The sequence below is a fragment of the Hymenobacter guriensis genome (genome assembly GCF_015773195.1).
GTDB classification, from domain to species: domain Bacteria; phylum Bacteroidota; class Bacteroidia; order Cytophagales; family Hymenobacteraceae; genus Hymenobacter; species Hymenobacter guriensis.
On the sequence record NZ_JADWYK010000003.1, the window covers coordinates 329,657 to 348,534 of the forward strand.

Consider the following 18,878-nt stretch of genomic DNA (forward strand, 5'->3'; position numbering starts at 1 on the left):
TCGATGCAGGGGCGCTACTTTTGTGCCTACAATACCCAACACGGTAGATATAGCTCAGCTGGTTAGAGCGTCGGATTGTGATTCCGAAGGTCGTGGGTTCGAGCCCCATTATTTACCCACTCTCAAAAAAGGTCTCTCCGCTACGGTAGAGACCTTTTTTGTTTGCTGATTTGGTTTGCGTGCGTTGCTTTTGCCCCGAAAAGGGAAGGATTCGTGGGCTGGCCGTGTTAGCGCCCTAGTAGTACTTTTGCACGCATCACCTTTTTTCTCCTGTCTATGAGTCTGGTTGTTATCGGCACCGTTGCCTTCGACGCCCTGGAAACGCCCTTCGGCAAAACCGACAAAATCATTGGCGGCGCCGCCACTTATATTGGCTTATCGGCCTCGTACTCGCTGAAGCCTGTGAAGCTGGTAGCCGTAGTGGGCGACGACTTCCCGCAGTCGGATATTCTGCTGCTGAAGGAACACGGCGTGGACACCGAGGGTCTGCAGATCAAGGAAGGTGAAAAGTCGTTCTTCTGGTCGGGCAAATACGCCAAGGACCTGAACTCGCGCGAGACCCTGGTCACCGAACTCAACGTGCTGGCCGATTTCGACCCCATCATTCCCGATGCCTACCAGGACTGCAAATACCTGATGCTGGGCAACCTGACACCCGCCATTCAGCGCCTCGTGATTCAGCGCCTCGTGAATCGTCCCAAGCTGATTGTGATGGATACGATGAACTTCTGGATGGACATTGCCCTCGACGAGCTGCTCTCCACCATCGAGATGGTGGACGTGCTCAGCATCAACGATGAGGAAGCCCGTCAGCTTTCGGGTGAGTACTCGCTGGTGAAGGCGGCCAAGAAGATTCTGGCTATGGGCCCGAAGTTTCTCATCATCAAGAAAGGGGAGCACGGCGCACTGCTGTTTCACAAAAACAAAGTGTTCTACGCCCCGGCGCTGCCGCTGGAAGAAGTATTTGACCCGACAGGAGCCGGTGACACCTTCGCGGGCGGCTTTATCGGTCACTTAGCCGCCACCGACGACATCAGCTTTGAAAACATGAAGCGCGCGGTCATTCACGGCTCGGCCATGGCCTCGTTCTGCGTGGAGAAGTTTGGGACCGAGCGGCTGCTCAACCTCACGCCTGCGGAAATAGAGGCGCGCGAGGCGCAGTTTGGCGACCTGGTGAGGGTAGTGCCCGCTTCGGCCATTGCCAACGTGCCGGCGGTGTAACGTCCGTCCGAGGGGAGCAGGGCGGCAACTCTTTTGCAGCAGCATGGGTACAAGGAAACATCTTTCCACCTTTCCATCCTGTGTCATGCCAAACAAACAAGACGACCTCGCCAACGAGCAAACCTCGGTCAACCCGTTTGCCAATACCAAAGGCCACTCCACGATGGTGCAGAACCCGAGCAATAACCATATTACCGTAGAGGGCAACGAAACCAAAGGCAACACCCCCGGCGGCAAAAGCAAGGACGTGCGTAGCACCCAAGTAAACAAGCCCCGCAGCAACCCTCAAGGAAACGCGCCTATGTCTATCGACACGAACAGCGCCAAGAAAGGCCCTGGCCGCAAAGCCGACTAGACCATATTTAAACCATTGAAAAGCCCCACCGGATACTTCCAGTGGGGCTTTTTCTTTAGATCTGATGGCAACCCTAGCTGCAAGTAACTTTTACGGCACTACCGCCAGGCGCATCACGCGGGTATCTACGTCGCCGTTGTCGAAGTAGTCCTGGCCGAAAAGGATGGTGCGATTGTCGAGCCAGCGAGGCTGGTTGAGGCCCCACTCCGTCTGGCGCTGCCAGAGCATACGCAGGCCGGCCGCTTCCACTTCCCATACCTGCAGGCCGCTGGGTTCGTAGCGGGCCAGCACATCGGAGTTGCCACACACGAAATGACGGCCGTCGGGGGCTACGGCGGGGGGGCTCCACACCTGGGTGCGGCGGCCGGTTTGCTGGCTTACCAGCAGGTAATAGCCGCCCTCATAGAGGTGGACCGATAAAAGCCAGTGCCGGATGCTGGGCAGCGCGGCTACGTATTCGTAAGCTATGTTGGCTTCGTAGTCTTCGGCGGGGTTATCCACGAAGCGCAGCGGCTTTCCTGTAGCCGGCTGCAGCAGCAAAGTGCGGCCCGTGCGCCGCACGCGCGGGCCGGCGGTTTTCAGGCGCCGCCGCTCCTCGGCAGCTATGTCTAGGTCGTTTTCCTCCGCTTCGGCGGTGGCGGCGGTTTGCAGCCACTCAGGCGCCGGCAGCCGCTCGTACACCGAAGGCGGGGCCGGATACAGCTGCAACACCCGGCCGCCTTCCAGCACCAGCGTATCGAGGTGAGCCCAGCGGTACACGGGACGGGGCGCCGCCTTTCTCAGGGCCGGCTGGCTAGGGTCGGGCTTGGGCATTTCCTTGGGCTGCATGCGCAGGGAGCAGGCCGCCAGCGGAATCAGCGCCAACATCCAGGTTTTTGAGAAAATGCGCCCGGCCGGCATAAGGGTAACGGTTTTCAACACGGGCCTAGAAGTCCTGCTTGATCCACTGGCGGAAACTGGCCTGTTGCGCGGCGGTGGCTGAGGGCAGTTTCTCCACGGTGAGCTTCTGCCAGAACCGCTGGCCGGGTTGGGCTTCCAGCACCACCGTCAGCAGCCGGTTCTGGCGAAACACGCTTACCTCGTAGCGCAGGTCACTGTTGGTCGATAACAAGGACTGCAGGTTCATATCCACGCGGCGCCCGTTCACGGCCACTATTTCGTCGTCCACCGTCAGAGCAACGGCAGCAGGTGAGTTGGGCAGGATGTCGGTAACCTCCGTTCGTTCGTTTTTCACCACTGTACGGAAGCCGAAGTAGCTTTCCGAAGCTGAGCCGGTTTCCTCAACGCGCAGGGTGCAGCCCACCCAGCTCAGGGCTTTGTCGAGCGGCTCTTCCAGCGGCGCGGTGCCGTACACGAACTTATCGAAGTACGCCCGCATGTCGCGCCCGGCAGTTTCCGTCACCAGGCGTATGTAGTCTTCCTCGGTGTAGCCTATGCCTTTCAAGCCAAACTCCTCGTACAGGCGGCGCATCACGTCGTCGAGGCTGCGCTGGTGGCCGGTGAGGTGGCGCAGGGTAAGGTCGAGCAGCAAGGCCACCAGTGCTCCTTTGTGGTACACCGACACCTTGCGGTCGGGCACGCCGGGCTTGTAGCCATCCAGCCACAAATCCACGCTGGCATCGGCCAACGACAGGTTGAAGCGGCCGTAGTCGTCGTAGTGCTTGCGCAACACCGTGTTCAGCTCCTGGAAATACTGCTCCACGGACCGCACGCCGCTGCGGGCCAGCAGGTATTCCCCGTAGTAAGTCGTAATGCCCTCGGCTATGTAGCAGGTTCGGAAGTAGTTCTCGCGGGCGTAATCGTAGGGCTGCATTTCGGCGGGCCGAATGCTTTTGATATTCCAGGTATGAAACAGCTCGTGGCAGCTCACGCCCAGAAATTCCTTGTACAGGCCTTCCGTCATCAGCAGCTCGGCCGGGCCCAGCGTAATCACGGTGGAGTTGGTGTGCTCTACGCCGTGGTAGTGCTTGTAGGGCAGGATCTGGTTCAGGTAGTGATAGTCGGAAACCGGGAAGCCGCCGAACAGCGCCATCTGCTCTTCGGTGAAGGCCGTAAAGTCGCGTAGGATTTGCTCCCAATCGGGCGCGCACTCGCCCTGCATCCATACGGTGAAGGGCAGGCCCAGCACTTGGTAGGTGCGCTGCTGCAGCGTGGGGCTGGCAATCAGTGGGGAGTCGGCCAGCTGATCGAAAGAGTTGGCTTGTAAGGTATTGGGGCCGCTCTGAGGTAGGCCGCAGGCTATCTGCCAGTTTTCGGGCAAATCCAGCCTCAGCTGGCAGGTTTCGTTCTGGCGGCCGTCGATGTACATAAAGCACTGCACCCCGTTCAAATACAGCTGCGACTCGTCCAGCCAAGAGCCGCCGGCGTCCATCTGGTGGGCATAGAAGTTGTAGCGTACCTGCAGCGTACGGCCCGCCACATCCCGGATTTCCCACCGGTCTTTGGTGAGCTTGCGGTAGGGTAGGATAGCCTGGGTGTTGGCGTCCAGCACCGCTACCCGCTGAATTTTCTGGGCAAAGTTCTGCAATTCGTAGCGGCCGGGGCGCCAGGCGGGCAGCTGCAGCTCTACAGTTTCGGCGGCGTCGGCCGGCACTTCAAAAGTCATCTGAACCTGTACGTAGAAGGTCAGCGGGTTCTCAAACGAGACGTGGTAGTGAATCATGGCAGCGCGTGGCGGCAGGGGCAGAAAATCCTGCCTAAAGGTACGGCTATCCGGCGGAAAAGGCCGGGAGAAAATGGTAGTTTTCCGCTTGTATTTGGGGCTTCAAAAACACCGGCCGCTGCCCGATTGACCTCTGCCAAGACCGAGCCGGTCAGGAAAAAGGTGAACAAAGGCGTTGTCTTTTCCAAACCAACCTGTTACCTTTGCCGGCCTTACCTGCCATTGAGTCACTACACATACCATGAAACGTACTTTTCAGCCTTCGCAGCGCAAGCGCCGCAATAAGCACGGTTTCCGCTCGCGCATGGAAACCGCCAACGGCCGCCGCGTGCTGGCCTCCCGTCGTGCCAAAGGCCGCAAGCGCCTGACCGTATCCGACGAAGGTCGTCATAAGCGCTAAGCCTCTGCCGGCTCCGGCCGGCTCGCCCCGCTCATGAGTACTCCTGCGCCGGGCGCGCGCTCCTATTCGTTTCCGAAAGAAGAACACTTGTGTCGAAAAAAGCTCATTGAAGAGCTGTTCGGCCGGGGTTCTTCTTTTGGTTTATACCCTTTGCGGCTGGTGTGGCTGCCCGCGCCCGCGCCCACACAGGCTCCGCCGCAAGTCCTAGTCAGTGTCTCCAAACGCACGTTCAAGCGGGCCGTAGACCGGAATTATCTAAAAAGACTGCTGCGCGAAGCATACCGGCTCAATAAATATCGGCTCGTGGAAGCCGCCAATGGGCATCCGGTGGCCGTATTGGCCCTTATTTACAGCGGCAAGGAAAAAAAGCCTTTCACGCTCATCGAAAAAAAATTAATTTCAGGGCTAGAGCGTTTGCTGCAGGAAGCCTCTGCCCCCGCTGCAACACCCGTTACCACGTCTCGTCCTTCGGCGGCTGGGTAACGTAAAACCGGGTTGCTGAGGCGCTTGGTCTGCGTTTGAGTGAAGGGTCTTTATCTGCCTCCCGCCCGTATATGCGTAAAAAGTCTATTGCCGCCGGCCTGCTCCTGGGAGGAGCTACGCTGCTCGTCTCGTTTCGCTCGGTTTCCGACAACGAGCGGTACTTCGAAATTGCCAAGAACCTGGATATTTTCGCCACCCTGTTCAAGGAGGTGAATACCTATTACGTGGATGAGGTAACGCCCGGGCGGCTGGTGAAAACCGGTATTGACGCCATGCTCAAGAGCCTTGATCCTTATACCAACTACATTCCTGAAGACGATATCGAGGACTTTCGCACCCTCACTACCGGCCAGTACGGTGGCATTGGGGTGCTGGTAGTGAAGCGGGGCACCAAGACCGTGGTGCAAGCCGCGCACGAAGGCTACCCCGCCCAGAAAGCCGGCTTGCTGCCCGGCGACGAAATCCTGAGCATCAACGGCATTTCGCTGGAGAAAAAGAGCAGCTCCGATATCAGCAAGCTGATGAAAGGGCAGGCCAACTCCCAGGTGAAGCTGATGGTGACCCGTTACGGCCAAGATGCGCCGGTGGAAATCAACATCACCCGCGACAAGATTCAGGTAGACAACGTGCCCTACTACGGCATGCTCACCAACGATATCGGCTACTTCCAGCTCACGGGCTTCACGGTGGATGCCGGCAAGGAAGTGCGCCTGGCCGTGGGCAAGCTCAAGGAAATGGGCGCCAAGAAGATTGTGTTCGATATCCGTGACAACCCCGGCGGGCTGCTCAACGAGGCCGTGAATATCTCCAACCTGTTTGTGGAGAAGGGCCTCGATATTGTGAGCACCAAGGGCAAGGTGACGGAGTGGAACAAAACCTACAAGGCGCTGGATACCCCGCTGGATACGCAGCTGCCCATTGCCATTATCACGAGCAGCCGTTCCGCCTCGGCCGCCGAAATTGTGTCGGGGGTGTTGCAGGACTACGACCGCGCCGTGCTGGTAGGGGAGCGGACGTTCGGGAAAGGGCTGGTGCAGGCAACCCGCCCGCTGAGCTACAACTCCCAGCTGAAAGTGACGACCGCCAAATACTACATTCCGAGCGGTCGTTGCATTCAGGAAATCGACTACTCGCACCGCGCCGACGACGGCACGCTGGGCAAAGTGCCCGACTCCCTGCGCACGGCCTTCAAAACCCAGGCCGGCCGCACCGTGTTTGACGGTGGCGGCGTGGCCCCCGACGTAGAGGTGCAGGAGCGTGAAGTAGCCGAAATTACCCGCCTGCTGCTCCAGAAGAACTACCTGTTCGACTACGCCACGCGCTACCGGGCCGAGCACGCCACTATTCCGCCGGCCCGCGAGTTCAAGCTCTCCGATGTGGAGTACCAGAAGTTTGTGCAGTTTCTGCAGAACAAGGACGTGAGCTACTCCACGGAGGTCGAGAAAAGCCTCTCCGACCTGATGAAGAAAGCCAAGGACGAGAAGCATTACGAGGATGTGAAAACCGAGCTGGAGTCCATCCGCCGTAAGGTTTCCACCAACAAGAGCAACGACCTGACGCGCTTCAAGCCCGAAATCAAGGAGCTGCTGGAGCAGGAAATTGTGTCGCGCTACTACTTCCAGAAAGGCCAGATCGAAGCCTCCTTCGACGACGACCCCAACGTGCTGGCCGCCGTGCAGGTGCTCAACGACCCCAACCGCTATGCCGCCCTGCTGCGCCCCAACGGCCGCGCCGCCAGCGCCAGCAAAAGTGCCGGCACGAAGTAGAAGTTACCAACCAGAGAGCAGACCCTGAAAAGTCTGCTCTTTTTTGATTCTATAGTTTATGTGGAAGAAGCTGCTGTATTACGCTTCGTTCAGCGGGCTTTACGTGGCGTTGTTTGTTTATAGAATAGTAGAGTTGTTCTTCTTTGAGTTCACTGGGCCGCTTAAAGAAGACTACAGTTTCTGGGAGCTATTGGCGTTGCCCTCGGGCTACTGGGAAATCAAGCTAACGTATGCCACCTGTTCATTCCTGTATTTCCCTTTTGGAATTCCTCTATTGTATGTGAAAACCGATACGATACTACCACTGGTAGCAATTATTCTCGACTCGCTCTTCATTGCCTGGCTGCTGCAAAGACTGTTTAAGAAGATCAAGTTGCAGCAGTTACATGTTGAGCACTCATAGTGGAGGCGCTTATTGCCATTACCTTTGCCCCTATGGAAAATCTTCGTCAGCGCATTACCACCAATCCACACCAGTGCGGCGGGCGCCCCTGTATTCGGGGGATGCGCATTCGGGTTTCGGATGTACTGAGTTTGCTGAGCGCGGGCCTGACAAATGAGCAGGTATTGACGGAACTGCCCGACCTTGAGCCGCTCGATATTCAGGCTGCTTTGCAGTACGCGGCGCAACGGCTCGATTATCCGCAACTGGCCGCATGACATTCTGGATTGACGCCCAGCTTTCACCGGCTTTGGCGGCTTGGTTACGCTGGAAGTTTGCTGTGGATGCCTGGCCACTACGGGAACTGGGGTTGCGTGATGCCGATGATGACGTCATCTTTAAAGCAGCCAAAGCGGCCAGCGTTACTATCATCACGAAAGATGCCGACTTCCGTTACTTGCTGGAGCAACAGGGGCCACCACCGCAGATTTTATGGCTCACCTGCGGAAATACTTCGAACGAACGGCTGCAGGAAGTTCTCCTAAAAACCTTTTCTACCGCGCTGGAATGGCTGAGACGCGGTGAACCGCTAGTTGAAATTAAAGATGCCTGAGCCCTCCCTCATCCTCTCCCTCGAAACCTCTTCGCCCGTCTGTTCCGTGGCGCTGCACCGCGTGGCCGATGGCTCCCTGGTGGGCCAGACGGAGCTGCGGCTGGAGAAGTCGCACTCCTCGCACCTGAGTGTGCTGGTGAGCCAGCTGCTGGAAAATACTGGCCATGCGCTGCCGGACGTAGCCGCCGTGGCCCTGAGCGACGGGCCGGGCTCCTACACCGGGCTGCGGATTGGGGCTGCCGCCGCCAAGGGCTTCTGCTACGCGCTGGATGTGCCCCTGCTGGCCATCGGCACCCTGCAAAGCCTGGCTTACCAGGTAGCCCGCCACACGGCCCGCCCCGAAACCTACCTGTATTGCCCCATGCTCGACGCCCGGCGCATGGAAGTGTACGCCGCCCTCTACCGGCACGACGGCACCGAAGAGCTGGCGCCCACGCCCCTCATCCTCGATGCCGATACCCTGCGCGAACAATTAGCCCACCACTCCTTGTTATGCTTTGGTAACGGCGCGGCCAAGTTCCGGCCGCTCGTGGCGGAGCACCCGCACGCCGGGTTTCTGGCGGGCATCGAGCCCTCGGCCGTGGCCGTGGGTGAGCTGGCCCTCGGCGCCTACCAGCGGCAGGAGTTTCGCAGCGTGGCCTACTACGAGCCGTTTTATTTGAAGGAAGTGTACACCACAACCCCGAAGACTAGAGCTTAGAAGGTTAGAACTGAGAACATAGACCCAGTCCGATAGGTTACTTACTAAGGCATTGGTTCTAAGCTCTAAGTTCTACTATCTAAGTTCTCAGTAACTATATCATGGAAGACATCCTCATCAACCGGGTGGCGCAAAGCGCCCTCACCACGCTTAACCTGGAAGAGTTTATTCATCCGGGTGAGCGGGTGGTGTATGACATCAAGGACAACCTGTTTCATGGGCTGATGCTGCGCGAAAAGGACTTCCGCGAGTTTATTAAAACCCACGACTGGGCTCAGTACGCGGGCCAGAATGTGGCCATCATCTGCTCGGCCGATGCCATTGTGCCCACCTGGGCCTACATGCTGCTGGCCTCCAAGCTCCAGAGCCACGCCCACCGCTACGTGTTCGGCAATCTGGAAGCGCTGGAGCAGGAGCTGTTCCAGGAAGCCATTGCCGGTATCGACGCCGAGCAGTACCGTGACGCCAAGCTGGTGATAAAAGGCTGCGGCGAAAAGCCCGTGCCCACCTACGCCTACGTGGCCATCATGCAGAAGCTGCTGCCCGTGGCCGCCAGCATCATGTACGGGGAGCCGTGCAGCACCGTGCCCCTCTACAAGCGTCCCAAAGCCTGAGCCGTCTGGCCGGTTATCAACTCAAAAGCCCTTCTGATACATCAGAAGGGCTTTTTGTTGCTTACACAGCGGTGTGAAGACGCGTAGAAACGGTGTGAAGGCGTGTAGAAGCGGTGTGAAGCCTCGTAGAAACGGTGTGAAGACCCGTAGAAGCGGTGTGAAGCCCCATAGAAGTGATGTGAAGGTGCATAGAAGCGGTGTGAAGGCCCGTAGAACTGATGTGAAGACCCATAGAAGCGGTGTGAAGGCGCGTAGAAGCGGCGCGGCGCAGGCCCCCGCGCCAAATGCCGGGTACGGTTGCATCTTTGGGGCGCACATCCACCTTCTATATGTCTGAGCCCGCCGCCGTCAACTCCTATAAACTTAGTTTGCTTACGGGCGTGGCCATTGTGGTGGCCAGCATGGTGGGCACGGGCGTGTTTACCAGTCTGGGGTTTCAGGTGCTGGGCATCCAGAGCGGGTTTGCTTTGCTGATGCTGTGGGTGGTGGGTGGCCTCATTGCTCTGTGCGGGGCCTTGTGCTACGGCGAGCTGGCGGCGGCCATGCCCCGCTCGGGCGGGGAGTACCACTACCTGTCGCAGATTTATCACCCGGCCCTGGGCTTTCTGTCGGGGTGGGTGTCGGCTACGGTGGGGTTTGCGGCGCCCACGGCCCTGGCGGCTATGGCGCTGGGGCGCTACGCCCAGAGCGTGTGGCCGGCGGTGTCGCCGCAATGGCTGTCGGTGGGGGTGGTACTGGCCCTCACGGCCGTGCACGCCACCAACAAGCAGGCCGGCAGCCGCCTGCAGGTCATCATTACCACAGTGAAGGTGCTGGTGCTGGTGCTGTTTATCGGGGCGGGGCTGGCGGCAGCCACGCCTACGGACCTGGCGTTTGTGCCCCAGGCGGCCGACTGGCAGCAGCTGCTGAGCCCGGCCTTTGCCGTGTCGTTGGTGTATGTGTCGTACGCCTACTCGGGCTGGAACGCGGCGGCTTACCTGACCGGCGAAATGGCCAATCCCCAGCGCAATTTGCCGCGCATTCTGCTGCTGGGTACCGCGCTGGTGCTTTTGCTTTATGTGGGGCTGAACTTCGTGTTTCTGTACTCTACGCCCATCCCCCGGCTGGCCGGTCAGGTGGAAGTGGGCTTCGTGGCCGCCACGGAAATCTTCGGGTCGGCGGCGGGTCGGCTGATGGGCGGCGTCATTGCGGTGCTACTGGTGTCCACGGTCAGCTCCATGATTTTTGCCGGGCCGCGCATTGTGCAGGTGATGGGGGAGGACCTGCCCCCGCTCCGAGGCCTGGGCAAAGTAAGTTCGGCCGGCATTCCGGTGCGGGCCACGCTCTTGCAAACGGCCCTCACGCTGCTGTTTCTGCTCACGGCCACCTTCGAGCAGGTGCTGCTCTACGCGGGCTTCGTGCTTAGCTTGTTCACGTTCCTCACGGTGCTTGGGCTGTTTGTGCTGCGCTGGCGCCGGCCCGAGCTGCTGCGCCCCTACCGCGCCTGGGGCTACCCCATCACCCCGCTGCTGTTCCTGGCCCTCAATGGCTGGACGCTCTGGTTTATCATCGAAGACAAGCCCCGCGAAACCGGCTATGGCCTGCTCACGCTGCTGGTGGGGCTGCTGGTGTACTACGTGGGGCGCCGGGTAGGCCGCCGGGATTAAGCTTATTGGTCTGAGCTATGAAAATCACTCCCCCTGACCCCGGCAGCGCCTCCTGGAAACGCAGGGCGTACAGCGTCATCTTCGAATCGGATACGCGCGCCGGGCGGGCGTTCGATATTATGCTACTGGTGGCCATCTGCTTTAGCGTGCTGGCCGTGATGCTGGAAAGCGTGCGTCCCATTGATGCCCGCTACGGCCCTATCCTGCGCGCCGTGGAGTGGTTCATGACGGGACTGTTCATCATCGAATACCTGCTGCGCCTGCTGGTGGTGCGCCGCCCGCTGGCTTATGCGCTCAGCTGGCTCGGCATCATCGATTTTCTGGCCATTGTGCCCACGCTGGCCAGCCTGCTGTCCGTTGGCAGCCGCAACCTCATCGTGATTCGGACGCTGCGGCTGCTGCGCGTGTTCCGCATCTTCAAGCTGGGCCAGTTTGTGGGCGAAGGCGAGTTTATTCTGACAGCTCTGAAGGCTAGCCGCTACAAGATTCTGGTGTTTCTCACGGCCGTGCTTACGCTGGTGGTGGTCATTGGCACGCTCATGTACGTGGTGGAAGGCGGCCAGAATGGCTTTACCAGCATTCCGAAGAGCATTTACTGGGCCATCGTCACGCTCACCACCGTGGGCTACGGCGACATTTCCCCGGTGACGGTGCTGGGCCAGACGCTGGCTTCGGTGCTTATGATTCTGGGCTACGCCATCATTGCGGTACCTACGGGCATCGTATCGGCCCAGATGGCCACGCCCGCCCGGCCGGCGGCCCCGGCCTTCAAGCAGGTTATCTGCCACGTGTGCCAGGCCACCGAGCACCGCCCCGAAGCCGAATACTGCTGGCACTGTGGCGAGAAGCTTTGACGTGTACCTTTGACGAGCTTGTTTCTCTCCCACGCATTTCTCCTGACTATGCGCTTTCCCGTTGCCCGGTTGCTATGGCCGGCTTTCTTCCTGACGCTGGCGGCCTGCTCGGACCCCAAAACCTCCACCCCCCAGCAGCAGCCCGCCGCGCCCACGCCGACTCCCGCCACGCCCGATACCGTAGCCGCCGCCCCGGCTACTGCGGCCGCCCCCGATACCACCGCCGTACAGGACGTGGCCGCCTACCTGGCCGGGCAGCGCCTAAGCCAGGGCAGTGCCCTCCGGCCCCTGGCCCAGCGCCCCACCTGGCAAGCCTACGCCACCGACGCCGACAAAAGCTGGAGCAAGTACCACGCCGCCCGCACCGACAAGATTCAGCAGTGGGCTGCTACTGAGCTAGACTCGGTGCGCCGCCAGAGCCCCGTTATCTTCTACCCCTTCAGCGGGCCCGATCTGCTGAACGTGGTGACCATGTTCCCGACCAGCCAGACCTACGTGCTGGTGGGCCTGGAGCCGGTGGGAAGCGTGCCGCACCAGCGCACCCTCGAAAATCCGAAGCTGTTTACCATGCTGAAAAAGTCGTTGTGGTCGGTGCTGGAGTTCAGCTTTTTCCGCACCAACGACATGGCCGTGGATCTGAAGTCGGTGGAGCTTGATGGGTCATTGCCGCTGATGCTGCTCTTTGCTGCCCGCACCAACCACCAGGTAACCGGCGTACGCTACGTGCAGCTCGATACCGAAGGCCAGCTCACCGAAGCCGACTCGGCCACCATCAGCCGGCCCGGCCCAAAGGTGGTGCCCGGCGTGGAGCTGACGATGCGCGACAAAGCCGGCCAGGATAAGAAAGCCTACTACTTCTCCGCCGACCTCAGCGACTGGAAGCTGGGTCAGACCCAGGAAGCCGCCCTTAAGTACGTGCGCAGCCTCGGCCCGCTAACCACCTACGTGAAGTCGGCCTCTTACCTGATGCACAAGTCCTACTTCAGCAAAGTGCGCAACCTGGCCATGGAGCGCAGCCGCTATATTTTGCAGGACGATTCGGGCATTGCCATGAAGTACTTCCGGCCAGGTACCTGGCAGTTCACCCACTACGGCACCTATAAGCGCCCCATCAACCTTTTCGCCAAGCACTACCAGCCCGAGCTGACCCGCGCCTACGCCGACACGGTGCACCGCGTGCGCCCGTTGCCCTTCGGCACCGGCTACAACTGGCGCCAGAACGACTCGAACCTGCTGCTGGCCCGTCGTACCAAGCCGTTGGAGTAAGCCGAAGCCCGCATCCGGAGCTCTAGCGGCGGTACGTGAACCCCACAAAGAACTCCCGCTCGGCTTCTCTGCTGAGCGCCAGATGCGTGCCCAGGTCGGCCTGAAAATTTTCCCCGAAGGAAATGATAGGCGCCAAATTGAGCGAGGAGCGCCAGCCGCTGTGCAGCTCGTCCCACTGCGTCACGCCTTCCACCAGAAAGCTGAAGGTGTCGTTGAACTCGTGGTCGAGGGCCACGGAGGGCATCAGGCGCAGGTAGTGGTTGTGAGTTTCCTGATCGTAATTCAGGTCTGTTTCCAGCTGTACGTCGAAGTTCCAGCGGTGCGGCAGCTCCACGTTCACGGGCAGAATAAGCCCGCCTTCCACGGCGCCCCGGCCGCTGGTAGGCAGGCGCGTGTAGGCCACTACCCCCATGGCCACGGGGCCTTCCTGATCATCACCCAGAAAGTTGTGCTTGACTCGCAGCGTCAGGTCGCCGAAGCTGGCGCGGCGCTGCCAGGGCGCATCGGCGGTGCGCTCTTTTTCAATCTTGTACAGCGGCACTTCCAGCTGCACGTCGGTGCGGCGGCTGAGGCCGAGCTTGGCCACGGCGTAGGCCACTTTCCAAGTGCGGCTCTGCTCATCATCCTCCCGGGAGTTGATCAGGCGCAGGGCATCCATTTCAAGCTGAAAGTGGCCGGCATCTACCGTAAATGGGCTTTCCGTTACGCCGGGCCGGTCGGGCCGTAGGGGGCGCAACTGGTTGCGGGGTACGGGCTTGAACAAACTGAAATGCGCGGAATCGTAGGGGCAGGTTTTGGGTTTATCCTGCGCCTGGGCGGCAACTGAGAGGCACAGGCAGGCGGCCAGCACACGCAACAAGTACATACTTCCGGAGAGAAAATGTGGGAGGGTGCCGCCTGATACGCACACTTGTTGATAGAAGGTGCAAGTGTCGAGCTACACCTGCCGATTCTCTGGTAGCAGCTACAGGGCGTACCGGATACCCAGAAACAACCGTCGCCCCTGCATAGGTGCGTAGTTGTAGCTGGTATCGAAGGTGTAGCCCTGCGGATTATCCACACCTACCTGCTTGTCGAAGGGGTCGAAAGGGCGCAGCAGTGGGTGGCGGGGCAGGAAGTTGAAGAGGTTCTTGAGGCCGCCGTACACTTCCAGCCCCTCACGCAGCTTGCGGGTAGCCTGCACGTTCTGGAGGGCAAACCACGGCGAGCGGCCGGGCCGGAAGTCGTTTGGGAATACCGGCAGCGGCATGGGGCTGCTCACTTGGCCCGTGTAGTCCAGCGCCACGCCCAGCTTCTGCAGCGTGTAGCTTACGGCCCAGGTACCCGAAAATGGGGGAGAGTGGAGCTGCGCTACTCGCCGTAGCGGACCGGCCGCCGTGCGCTCCTGCCGGAATACGTCCAGCAGCGTCACGCCCAGCATGACTTTCAATGGGCGGGCCAGGGCAAACTCAGAATTCAGCGTGAGGCCCCGGCTTACAGCGTAGCCGTCGAGGTTGCGGTACAGGATCTGGTCGGCGTTGGTGTCGTAATCGGGACTGATTTTGTTGGTGAAGTAAGTGTAGAACAGGCTGGCGTCGAGGGTGATGGTGCTGCCGCTGCGGGTCGTCAGGAAGCGGTTGTAGTTCACGTTCACGTTCCAGCTGCGCTCCGGCTTCAGGGCCTCGGGCACCACTACCTGCCGGGAGCCGGTGAGGGCCGCGTGGTCTTCCGTGAACAGGTTTACCACCCGGTAGCCATTGCCCAGGCCCACGCGCCACACGCGGCTGCCATCCGGGCGGCCCCACTTGTAGTTCAGGCGCGGGCTCAGGATGCTGCCGTGCCGGGAGTTGTAGTCGTAGCGCAGGCCGGCCAACAGGGTAGCGTCGGGCGTGAGGCGCCACTCGTCCTGCACGAAAGCGCCGGGCAATTGCACCAGGTCGGGCTGGTTACGGGGCGGTTCGGTACCGGCCGGGCTGGCCGTAGCGGGCGTGTTGTCGTCGTACCAGGTAGTGCGGTAGGTAGCCCCGACGAGCAGATTGTGCCGGATGCTCAGCTCCCGCGCCCAGGTAAGCTGCCCGAAGCCCACGCGCTGGCTGGCGCGGTAGAGTGTAGTGCCATAGGCCGAGTTTTGCTGATGCTGGTTAAGCGTACCGCTGAGTATTACCTTCTGGCCCGCAATGGGCAGCTGGTACTGGCCCAGCAGTTCGTAGCGGCTGGTATACACGCTTTCCCCGTACACACTGTCGCCGCCGCGGTGGGCGGGCGCCCAGCCCAGCTGTCCCCCAAACCGGTCTTCGTAGTAGTAGCGCCCCGCCACGTTGGCCACGCGCTGTTCGGGCCGCGCCCAGCTCCACTTGTTGAACACCGAAACGCGCTGCTGGGTGGGCACGTCCGTGAAGCCGTCCTCGTTCACGTCGCGGCGCTGGGTGTAGTGGTAGAGGCTGGTGCTTAGCAGGGTAGAGGCAGAGCCAATGTTGCGGGCCACACCCAGGTCCAGGTTGGCGTCGCGGTGGGAAGTAGCTAGTACATCAGCCGAGAAGCGGGGCGCTTTGGAAGGGTTTTTCGTGATGACGTTGATGAGGCCGCCCACGGCTTCGGAGCCGTAGAGCGTAGAAGCCGGGCCTTTTACTACTTCCACCCGCTCAATCAGGCTGCTCGGAATGCCGCTCAGCCCATATACCGTACCCAGGGAGCTAACCAGCGGCATGCCGTCAATCAGCACCATCGTGTAAGGCCCTTCCAGTCCATTGATGTGAATGTCGCCGGTGCCGCACACGTTGCAGTTGAGCTGCGGCCGTACCCCGTTGATCATGGCCAGATTCTCGAACAAACATACCGCGGGGTTTTTCCGAAACAGCTTGGGCGAGTACAGCTCCACCGCCACCGGCGACTCTCCGCGCATCACTTCGTTCAGGGTGCCGCTCACCACCACTTCGCCCAGGGCGCTGGCACTCGGGTTCAGACTGAGGTTGACGGTGGTTGTTTGCCCGGCGGCTACCGCAACTCCCCGCTCCGTGGCCAGGTAACCCACCGCGCTGCACACCAGCTTGTAGGCACCAACGGGCACCGCTGCCAGCGTGAAGCGGCCGTGTTCGTCGGCCGTGGCACCCAGCGTAGTGCCTTTCAGCCCCACGCTGGCAAAAGGAACTTCCTTGCTGTCCGATCGGACCACTCCCGTCAGCTTGCCGGTAGACTGCGCCCGGCCGCTAACGGAGAAGATGAACAGGAAAACCAGTAGTAATGTATGTTTCATTTTAGGTGCTGGCACTTTATTTATTTAGATGAGCCTAAATCCTAAGGCCGAAAAAACGCGGCAGCTCAAGCTGCCGCGCTGACGGACCAGTTAGCCCAGGAAGGTTTCGTAGAGCAGGTAGACGTTTAGTACGATGATGATGCCCGATACCAGCCAGGCCAGGGCCTGCACCCATGGCCGGTTTACGAATACGCCCATCTTGGCCTTACTGCCCGTGAACAGCACCAACGGCACTACCGCAAAGCTCAGCTGGAAGCTCAGAATCACTTGGCTAAGCACCAGCAGATCGGCAGTGCCTTTCTCTCCGTAGAGGATGGTTACAATGAGGGCGGGCACTACGGCAATACCGCGCGTGATAAGGCGGCGCAGCCAGGGTTTGAGCTTCAGGTTCAGGAAGCCCTCCATCACAATCTGCCCGGCCAGCGTGCCGGTGAGCGTGGAGTTCTGGCCCGAGGCCAGCAGCGCAATGGCGAATACGGCACCGGCAGCACCGGCGCCCAGCACGGGAGCCAGCAGCTTGTGCGCGTCGTTGATGTCAGCCACATCAAACAAGCCGTTTTTGTGGAACGTGGCCGCCGCCGTTATCAGAATAGCCGCATTCACGAAAAAAGCCAGAAACAAGGCTACCGTAGAGTCGATGGTGGCAAACTTGATGGCCATGCGGCGGCCGCTCTCGGTTTGCTCGATCTGGCGCGTCTGCACAATGCTGGAGTGCAGGTACAGATTATGCGGCATCACGGTAGCCCCCAGAATACCAATGGCAATGTAGAGCATGCCGGGGTTGGTGACTACCTCTTTCTGAGGCACAAGCCCTTTGGCAATGCCCAGATAATCGGGGTTGGAAACCAGGATTTCGTAGACGAAACAGCCGAAAATCAGGACAATCAGGCCCGCTACAATGCTTTCTATTACCCGGAAGCCTTTGTTCTGGAAGTATAGCACCGCCAGCACATCAAGAATGGTGAGTACCACGCCCCAGGGCAGCGGCAAGCCAAACAGCAGGTTTAGGGCAATGGCCGAGCCAATGACTTCAGCCAGGTCGCAGGCGGCAATGGCAATTTCGCAGAACAGCCAGAGCACCATGGATACCGGCTTGGAAAAATGGTCCCGGCAGGCCTGAGCCAGGTCGCGCCCCGTCACGATGCCTAGCTTGGCTGCCAAGTGCTGGAGCAGCATGGCAAACAGGTTGGAAATCAGAATAACCGACAGCAGCGTGTAGCCGAAGCGCGAGCCGCCGGCAATGTCGGTGGCCCAGTTGCCGGGGTCCATGTAGCCCACGGCCACCATCAGGCCAGGCCCCCAGAAGGCCATCAGCTTGCGCCAGAAAGAAGCATCCTGGCCGGGTACCTTGATGCTGGCGTAGACTTCGCGCAGGGACGGGGCCGTGCGCGGCTTGCGCCAGCCGCTTTCCGAGGGAGCATCAGCCGTAGGGGTATCGGGAACAGCCGGATTGGGTGCGGGTAAGGTTTCAGGCATTGAGTCAGAAAGAAGCATCGGCACAGATTCAGAAGAGCTTAGCCGTACAAAGAAACAATTTTTAGACGTATCTAAATTTATTTTTAAGACAGTCTGCTTACCGATTTTGTTGTAAAAAGTTGCGTATACCTGCAGGTGCCGGAATTTTCCCGGAATTTTGCGCCCCGCCGTTCGGTTTCCCGCCTATGTTTTCGTTGCCCCTCAAAACACGCTTTGCTTTGCTGTCCCTGGTAGTAAGCGTGGTGCTGGTGGCCGTCAAGTTCTACGCCTGGCTGCTCACCCGCTCCCAGGCCGTACTCACCGACGCGCTGGAGTCCATCATTAACGTGGTAGCCAGCGGATTTGCGCTCTACAGCATCTACCTGGCCAGCCTGCCCAAGGACGAAAACCACCCCTACGGCCACGGCAAGATTGAGCACTTTTCCGTGGGCTTCGAGGGCGGCCTGATTCTCATGGCCGGGGTGTACATCTTCTATTCGGCCCTGCAGGCTATGCTGCACCCGCACGCCATTGCCCAGCCCGACTGGGGCATGGCGCTGCTGGCCTTCACGGCCCTGGTAAACCTGGGCGTGGGCTTTCTGCTGGTACGGGCCGGGCGTGAGCATCACTCGCCCACGCTGGTTGGGGACGGGCAGCACCTCTACCTCGACGCCGTGAGTACCCTGGTTTCGTGCGTGGCGCTCTTACTGGTCGTCTTTACCGACAACGTACTATTCGACTCGGGCGCGGCGCTGCTGCTGGGCGTATTTATTGTGGTGAATGGCTACCGCATGGTGCGTCGCTCGGTATCGGGGCTAATGGATGAAACCGATGAGGCCACCGTGCAGCACGTAGTGGCCGAATTGCAGGAGCACCGCGAACCGGCCTGGATTGACGTGCACAACCTGCGCGTGGTGCGCTACGGTGCCAACCTGCACATCGACTGCCACGTGACTATGCCGTACTACTTTTCCCTGGAGCAGACCCACGCGCAGGTTCACAGCATCGAGCACCTGTTCAGTCAGGAGTTTGCCGTGCCAGTCGAAATGTTTGTGCACGCCGACCCTTGCACCTTCGCGGCCTGCTCGCACTGCCACATGCCCGACTGCCCGGTGCGTCAGCACCCGTTCACCCAGGAAATATCCTGGACGCTGGAAAACGTCGTCAAAAACGAGCGGCACCGGTTGGTGTGATATGAGGAATGTGCTGTCTGGCGCGTACCAGACGGA

Annotated in this window: 19 protein-coding genes and 1 tRNA gene; 15 read left to right on the forward strand and 5 right to left on the reverse strand. The window is 60.0% G+C overall.

Features of this window, described 5'->3' with window-relative positions; translation table 11 throughout:
- Positions 1-43 precede the first annotated feature (43 nt).
- The 3 genes from I5L79_RS07395 (at position 44) to I5L79_RS07405 (ending at position 1,576) form a co-directional block, all read left to right on the forward strand.
- Positions 44-117, forward strand: a tRNA-His gene (locus tag I5L79_RS07395).
- A 159-nt stretch (positions 118-276) separates the two neighbouring features.
- On the forward strand, positions 277-1,221 hold the full coding sequence (locus tag I5L79_RS07400; protein WP_196954382.1) for a PfkB family carbohydrate kinase: 945 nt from the start codon (positions 277-279) through the stop codon (positions 1,219-1,221).
- Positions 1,222-1,306: 85 nt separating this feature from the next.
- On the forward strand, positions 1,307-1,576 hold the full coding sequence (locus I5L79_RS07405) for a hypothetical protein (RefSeq protein WP_196954383.1): 270 nt from the start codon (positions 1,307-1,309) through the stop codon (positions 1,574-1,576).
- A 90-nt stretch (positions 1,577-1,666) separates the two neighbouring features.
- Here I5L79_RS07405 and I5L79_RS07410 read toward each other — a convergent pair whose 3' ends face one another.
- Positions 1,667-2,494 carry a hypothetical protein gene (locus I5L79_RS07410; protein ID WP_196954384.1) on the reverse strand — a complete coding sequence of 276 codons (828 nt, stop codon included), beginning with the start codon at positions 2,492-2,494 and terminating at the stop codon, positions 1,667-1,669.
- A gap of 7 nt (positions 2,495-2,501) precedes the next feature.
- A complete protein-coding gene (locus tag I5L79_RS07415; RefSeq protein WP_196954385.1) occupies positions 2,502-4,238 on the reverse strand; it encodes a M61 family metallopeptidase in 1,737 nt (578 codons plus the stop codon).
- 241 nt (positions 4,239-4,479) lie between these two features.
- Between I5L79_RS07415 and rpmH the strand changes: the two genes are divergently transcribed.
- The 11 genes from rpmH (at position 4,480) to I5L79_RS07470 (ending at position 12,962) form a co-directional block, all read left to right on the forward strand.
- Entirely contained in the window at positions 4,480-4,638 is a 159-nt protein-coding gene (gene rpmH, locus I5L79_RS07420; protein ID WP_084444044.1) for a 50S ribosomal protein L34, read from the forward strand.
- Positions 4,639-4,671: 33 nt separating this feature from the next.
- On the forward strand, positions 4,672-5,121 hold the full coding sequence (locus I5L79_RS07425; RefSeq protein ID WP_196954386.1) for a ribonuclease P protein component: 450 nt from the start codon (positions 4,672-4,674) through the stop codon (positions 5,119-5,121).
- Positions 5,122-5,192: 71 nt separating this feature from the next.
- Complete coding sequence (locus tag I5L79_RS07430; protein WP_196954387.1) at positions 5,193-6,887, forward strand: S41 family peptidase; 1,695 nt, start codon at positions 5,193-5,195, stop codon at positions 6,885-6,887.
- Between the two features lie 58 nt (positions 6,888-6,945).
- Complete coding sequence (locus tag I5L79_RS07435) at positions 6,946-7,290, forward strand: hypothetical protein (RefSeq protein ID WP_196954388.1); 345 nt, start codon at positions 6,946-6,948, stop codon at positions 7,288-7,290.
- Between the two features lie 32 nt (positions 7,291-7,322).
- Positions 7,323-7,547 (forward strand): DUF433 domain-containing protein, encoded by a 225-nt coding sequence (locus tag I5L79_RS07440; protein ID WP_196954389.1) that lies wholly within the window; start codon positions 7,323-7,325, stop codon positions 7,545-7,547.
- Entirely contained in the window at positions 7,544-7,882 is a 339-nt protein-coding gene (locus I5L79_RS07445; protein ID WP_196954390.1) for a DUF5615 family PIN-like protein, read from the forward strand. Before I5L79_RS07440 ends, I5L79_RS07445 begins: the two co-directional genes overlap by 4 nt.
- Complete coding sequence (tsaB, locus tag I5L79_RS07450; RefSeq protein WP_196954391.1) at positions 7,875-8,582, forward strand: tRNA (adenosine(37)-N6)-threonylcarbamoyltransferase complex dimerization subunit type 1 TsaB; 708 nt, start codon at positions 7,875-7,877, stop codon at positions 8,580-8,582. Before I5L79_RS07445 ends, tsaB begins: the two co-directional genes overlap by 8 nt.
- Before the next feature lie 101 nt (positions 8,583-8,683).
- Positions 8,684-9,196, forward strand: a complete 513-nt coding sequence (locus tag I5L79_RS07455) for a DUF2480 family protein (protein WP_196954392.1) — start codon at positions 8,684-8,686, stop codon at positions 9,194-9,196.
- A 329-nt stretch (positions 9,197-9,525) separates the two neighbouring features.
- A complete protein-coding gene (locus I5L79_RS07460; protein WP_196954393.1) occupies positions 9,526-10,842 on the forward strand; it encodes an APC family permease in 1,317 nt (438 codons plus the stop codon).
- Between the two features lie 17 nt (positions 10,843-10,859).
- Positions 10,860-11,696, forward strand: coding sequence for an ion transporter (locus I5L79_RS07465; protein ID WP_196954394.1), 837 nt, complete (start codon positions 10,860-10,862; stop codon positions 11,694-11,696).
- A gap of 48 nt (positions 11,697-11,744) precedes the next feature.
- Positions 11,745-12,962: a hypothetical protein gene (locus I5L79_RS07470; protein WP_196954395.1), complete on the forward strand. Its 1,218-nt coding sequence runs from the start codon at positions 11,745-11,747 to the stop codon at positions 12,960-12,962.
- 22 nt (positions 12,963-12,984) lie between these two features.
- Here I5L79_RS07470 and I5L79_RS07475 read toward each other — a convergent pair whose 3' ends face one another.
- The 3 genes from I5L79_RS07475 to I5L79_RS07485 form a co-directional block, all read right to left on the reverse strand.
- A complete protein-coding gene (locus I5L79_RS07475; protein ID WP_196954396.1) occupies positions 12,985-13,827 on the reverse strand; it encodes a transporter in 843 nt (280 codons plus the stop codon).
- Positions 13,828-13,926: 99 nt separating this feature from the next.
- On the reverse strand, positions 13,927-16,194 hold the full coding sequence (locus I5L79_RS07480; RefSeq protein WP_196954397.1) for a TonB-dependent receptor: 2,268 nt from the start codon (positions 16,192-16,194) through the stop codon (positions 13,927-13,929).
- A 90-nt stretch (positions 16,195-16,284) separates the two neighbouring features.
- Complete coding sequence (locus I5L79_RS07485) at positions 16,285-17,670, reverse strand: Nramp family divalent metal transporter (protein ID WP_196954398.1); 1,386 nt, start codon at positions 17,668-17,670, stop codon at positions 16,285-16,287.
- Positions 17,671-17,855: 185 nt separating this feature from the next.
- Between I5L79_RS07485 and I5L79_RS07490 the strand changes: the two genes are divergently transcribed.
- Entirely contained in the window at positions 17,856-18,842 is a 987-nt protein-coding gene (locus I5L79_RS07490) for a cation diffusion facilitator family transporter (RefSeq protein ID WP_196954399.1), read from the forward strand.
- Positions 18,843-18,878 lie beyond the last annotated feature (36 nt).

Excerpts from the sequence above, each read along its gene's own strand:
- I5L79_RS07405 (WP_196954383.1), top strand. The coding sequence starts at position 1,307 with ATGCCAAACAAACAAGACGACCTCGCCAACGAGCAAACCTCGGTCAAC.
- I5L79_RS07475 (WP_196954396.1), bottom strand. The coding sequence starts at position 13,827 with ATGTACTTGTTGCGTGTGCTGGCCGCCTGCCTGTGCCTCTCAGTTGCC.
- I5L79_RS07430 (WP_196954387.1), top strand. The coding sequence starts at position 5,193 with ATGCGTAAAAAGTCTATTGCCGCCGGCCTGCTCCTGGGAGGAGCTACG.
- tsaB (WP_196954391.1), top strand. The coding sequence starts at position 7,875 with ATGCCTGAGCCCTCCCTCATCCTCTCCCTCGAAACCTCTTCGCCCGTC.
- I5L79_RS07445 (WP_196954390.1), top strand. The coding sequence starts at position 7,544 with ATGACATTCTGGATTGACGCCCAGCTTTCACCGGCTTTGGCGGCTTGG.
- I5L79_RS07455 (WP_196954392.1), top strand. The coding sequence starts at position 8,684 with ATGGAAGACATCCTCATCAACCGGGTGGCGCAAAGCGCCCTCACCACG.
- I5L79_RS07425 (WP_196954386.1), top strand. The coding sequence starts at position 4,672 with ATGAGTACTCCTGCGCCGGGCGCGCGCTCCTATTCGTTTCCGAAAGAA.
- I5L79_RS07470 (WP_196954395.1), top strand. The coding sequence starts at position 11,745 with ATGCGCTTTCCCGTTGCCCGGTTGCTATGGCCGGCTTTCTTCCTGACG.
- I5L79_RS07465 (WP_196954394.1), top strand. The coding sequence starts at position 10,860 with ATGAAAATCACTCCCCCTGACCCCGGCAGCGCCTCCTGGAAACGCAGG.
- I5L79_RS07400 (WP_196954382.1), top strand. The coding sequence starts at position 277 with ATGAGTCTGGTTGTTATCGGCACCGTTGCCTTCGACGCCCTGGAAACG.
- I5L79_RS07485 (WP_196954398.1), bottom strand. The coding sequence starts at position 17,670 with ATGCCTGAAACCTTACCCGCACCCAATCCGGCTGTTCCCGATACCCCT.
- I5L79_RS07415 (WP_196954385.1), bottom strand. The coding sequence starts at position 4,238 with ATGATTCACTACCACGTCTCGTTTGAGAACCCGCTGACCTTCTACGTA.
- I5L79_RS07480 (WP_196954397.1), bottom strand. The coding sequence starts at position 16,194 with ATGAAACATACATTACTACTGGTTTTCCTGTTCATCTTCTCCGTTAGC.
- I5L79_RS07460 (WP_196954393.1), top strand. The coding sequence starts at position 9,526 with ATGTCTGAGCCCGCCGCCGTCAACTCCTATAAACTTAGTTTGCTTACG.
- I5L79_RS07435 (WP_196954388.1), top strand. The coding sequence starts at position 6,946 with ATGTGGAAGAAGCTGCTGTATTACGCTTCGTTCAGCGGGCTTTACGTG.
- I5L79_RS07490 (WP_196954399.1), top strand. The coding sequence starts at position 17,856 with ATGTTTTCGTTGCCCCTCAAAACACGCTTTGCTTTGCTGTCCCTGGTA.
- I5L79_RS07440 (WP_196954389.1), top strand. The coding sequence starts at position 7,323 with ATGGAAAATCTTCGTCAGCGCATTACCACCAATCCACACCAGTGCGGC.
- rpmH (WP_084444044.1), top strand. The coding sequence starts at position 4,480 with ATGAAACGTACTTTTCAGCCTTCGCAGCGCAAGCGCCGCAATAAGCAC.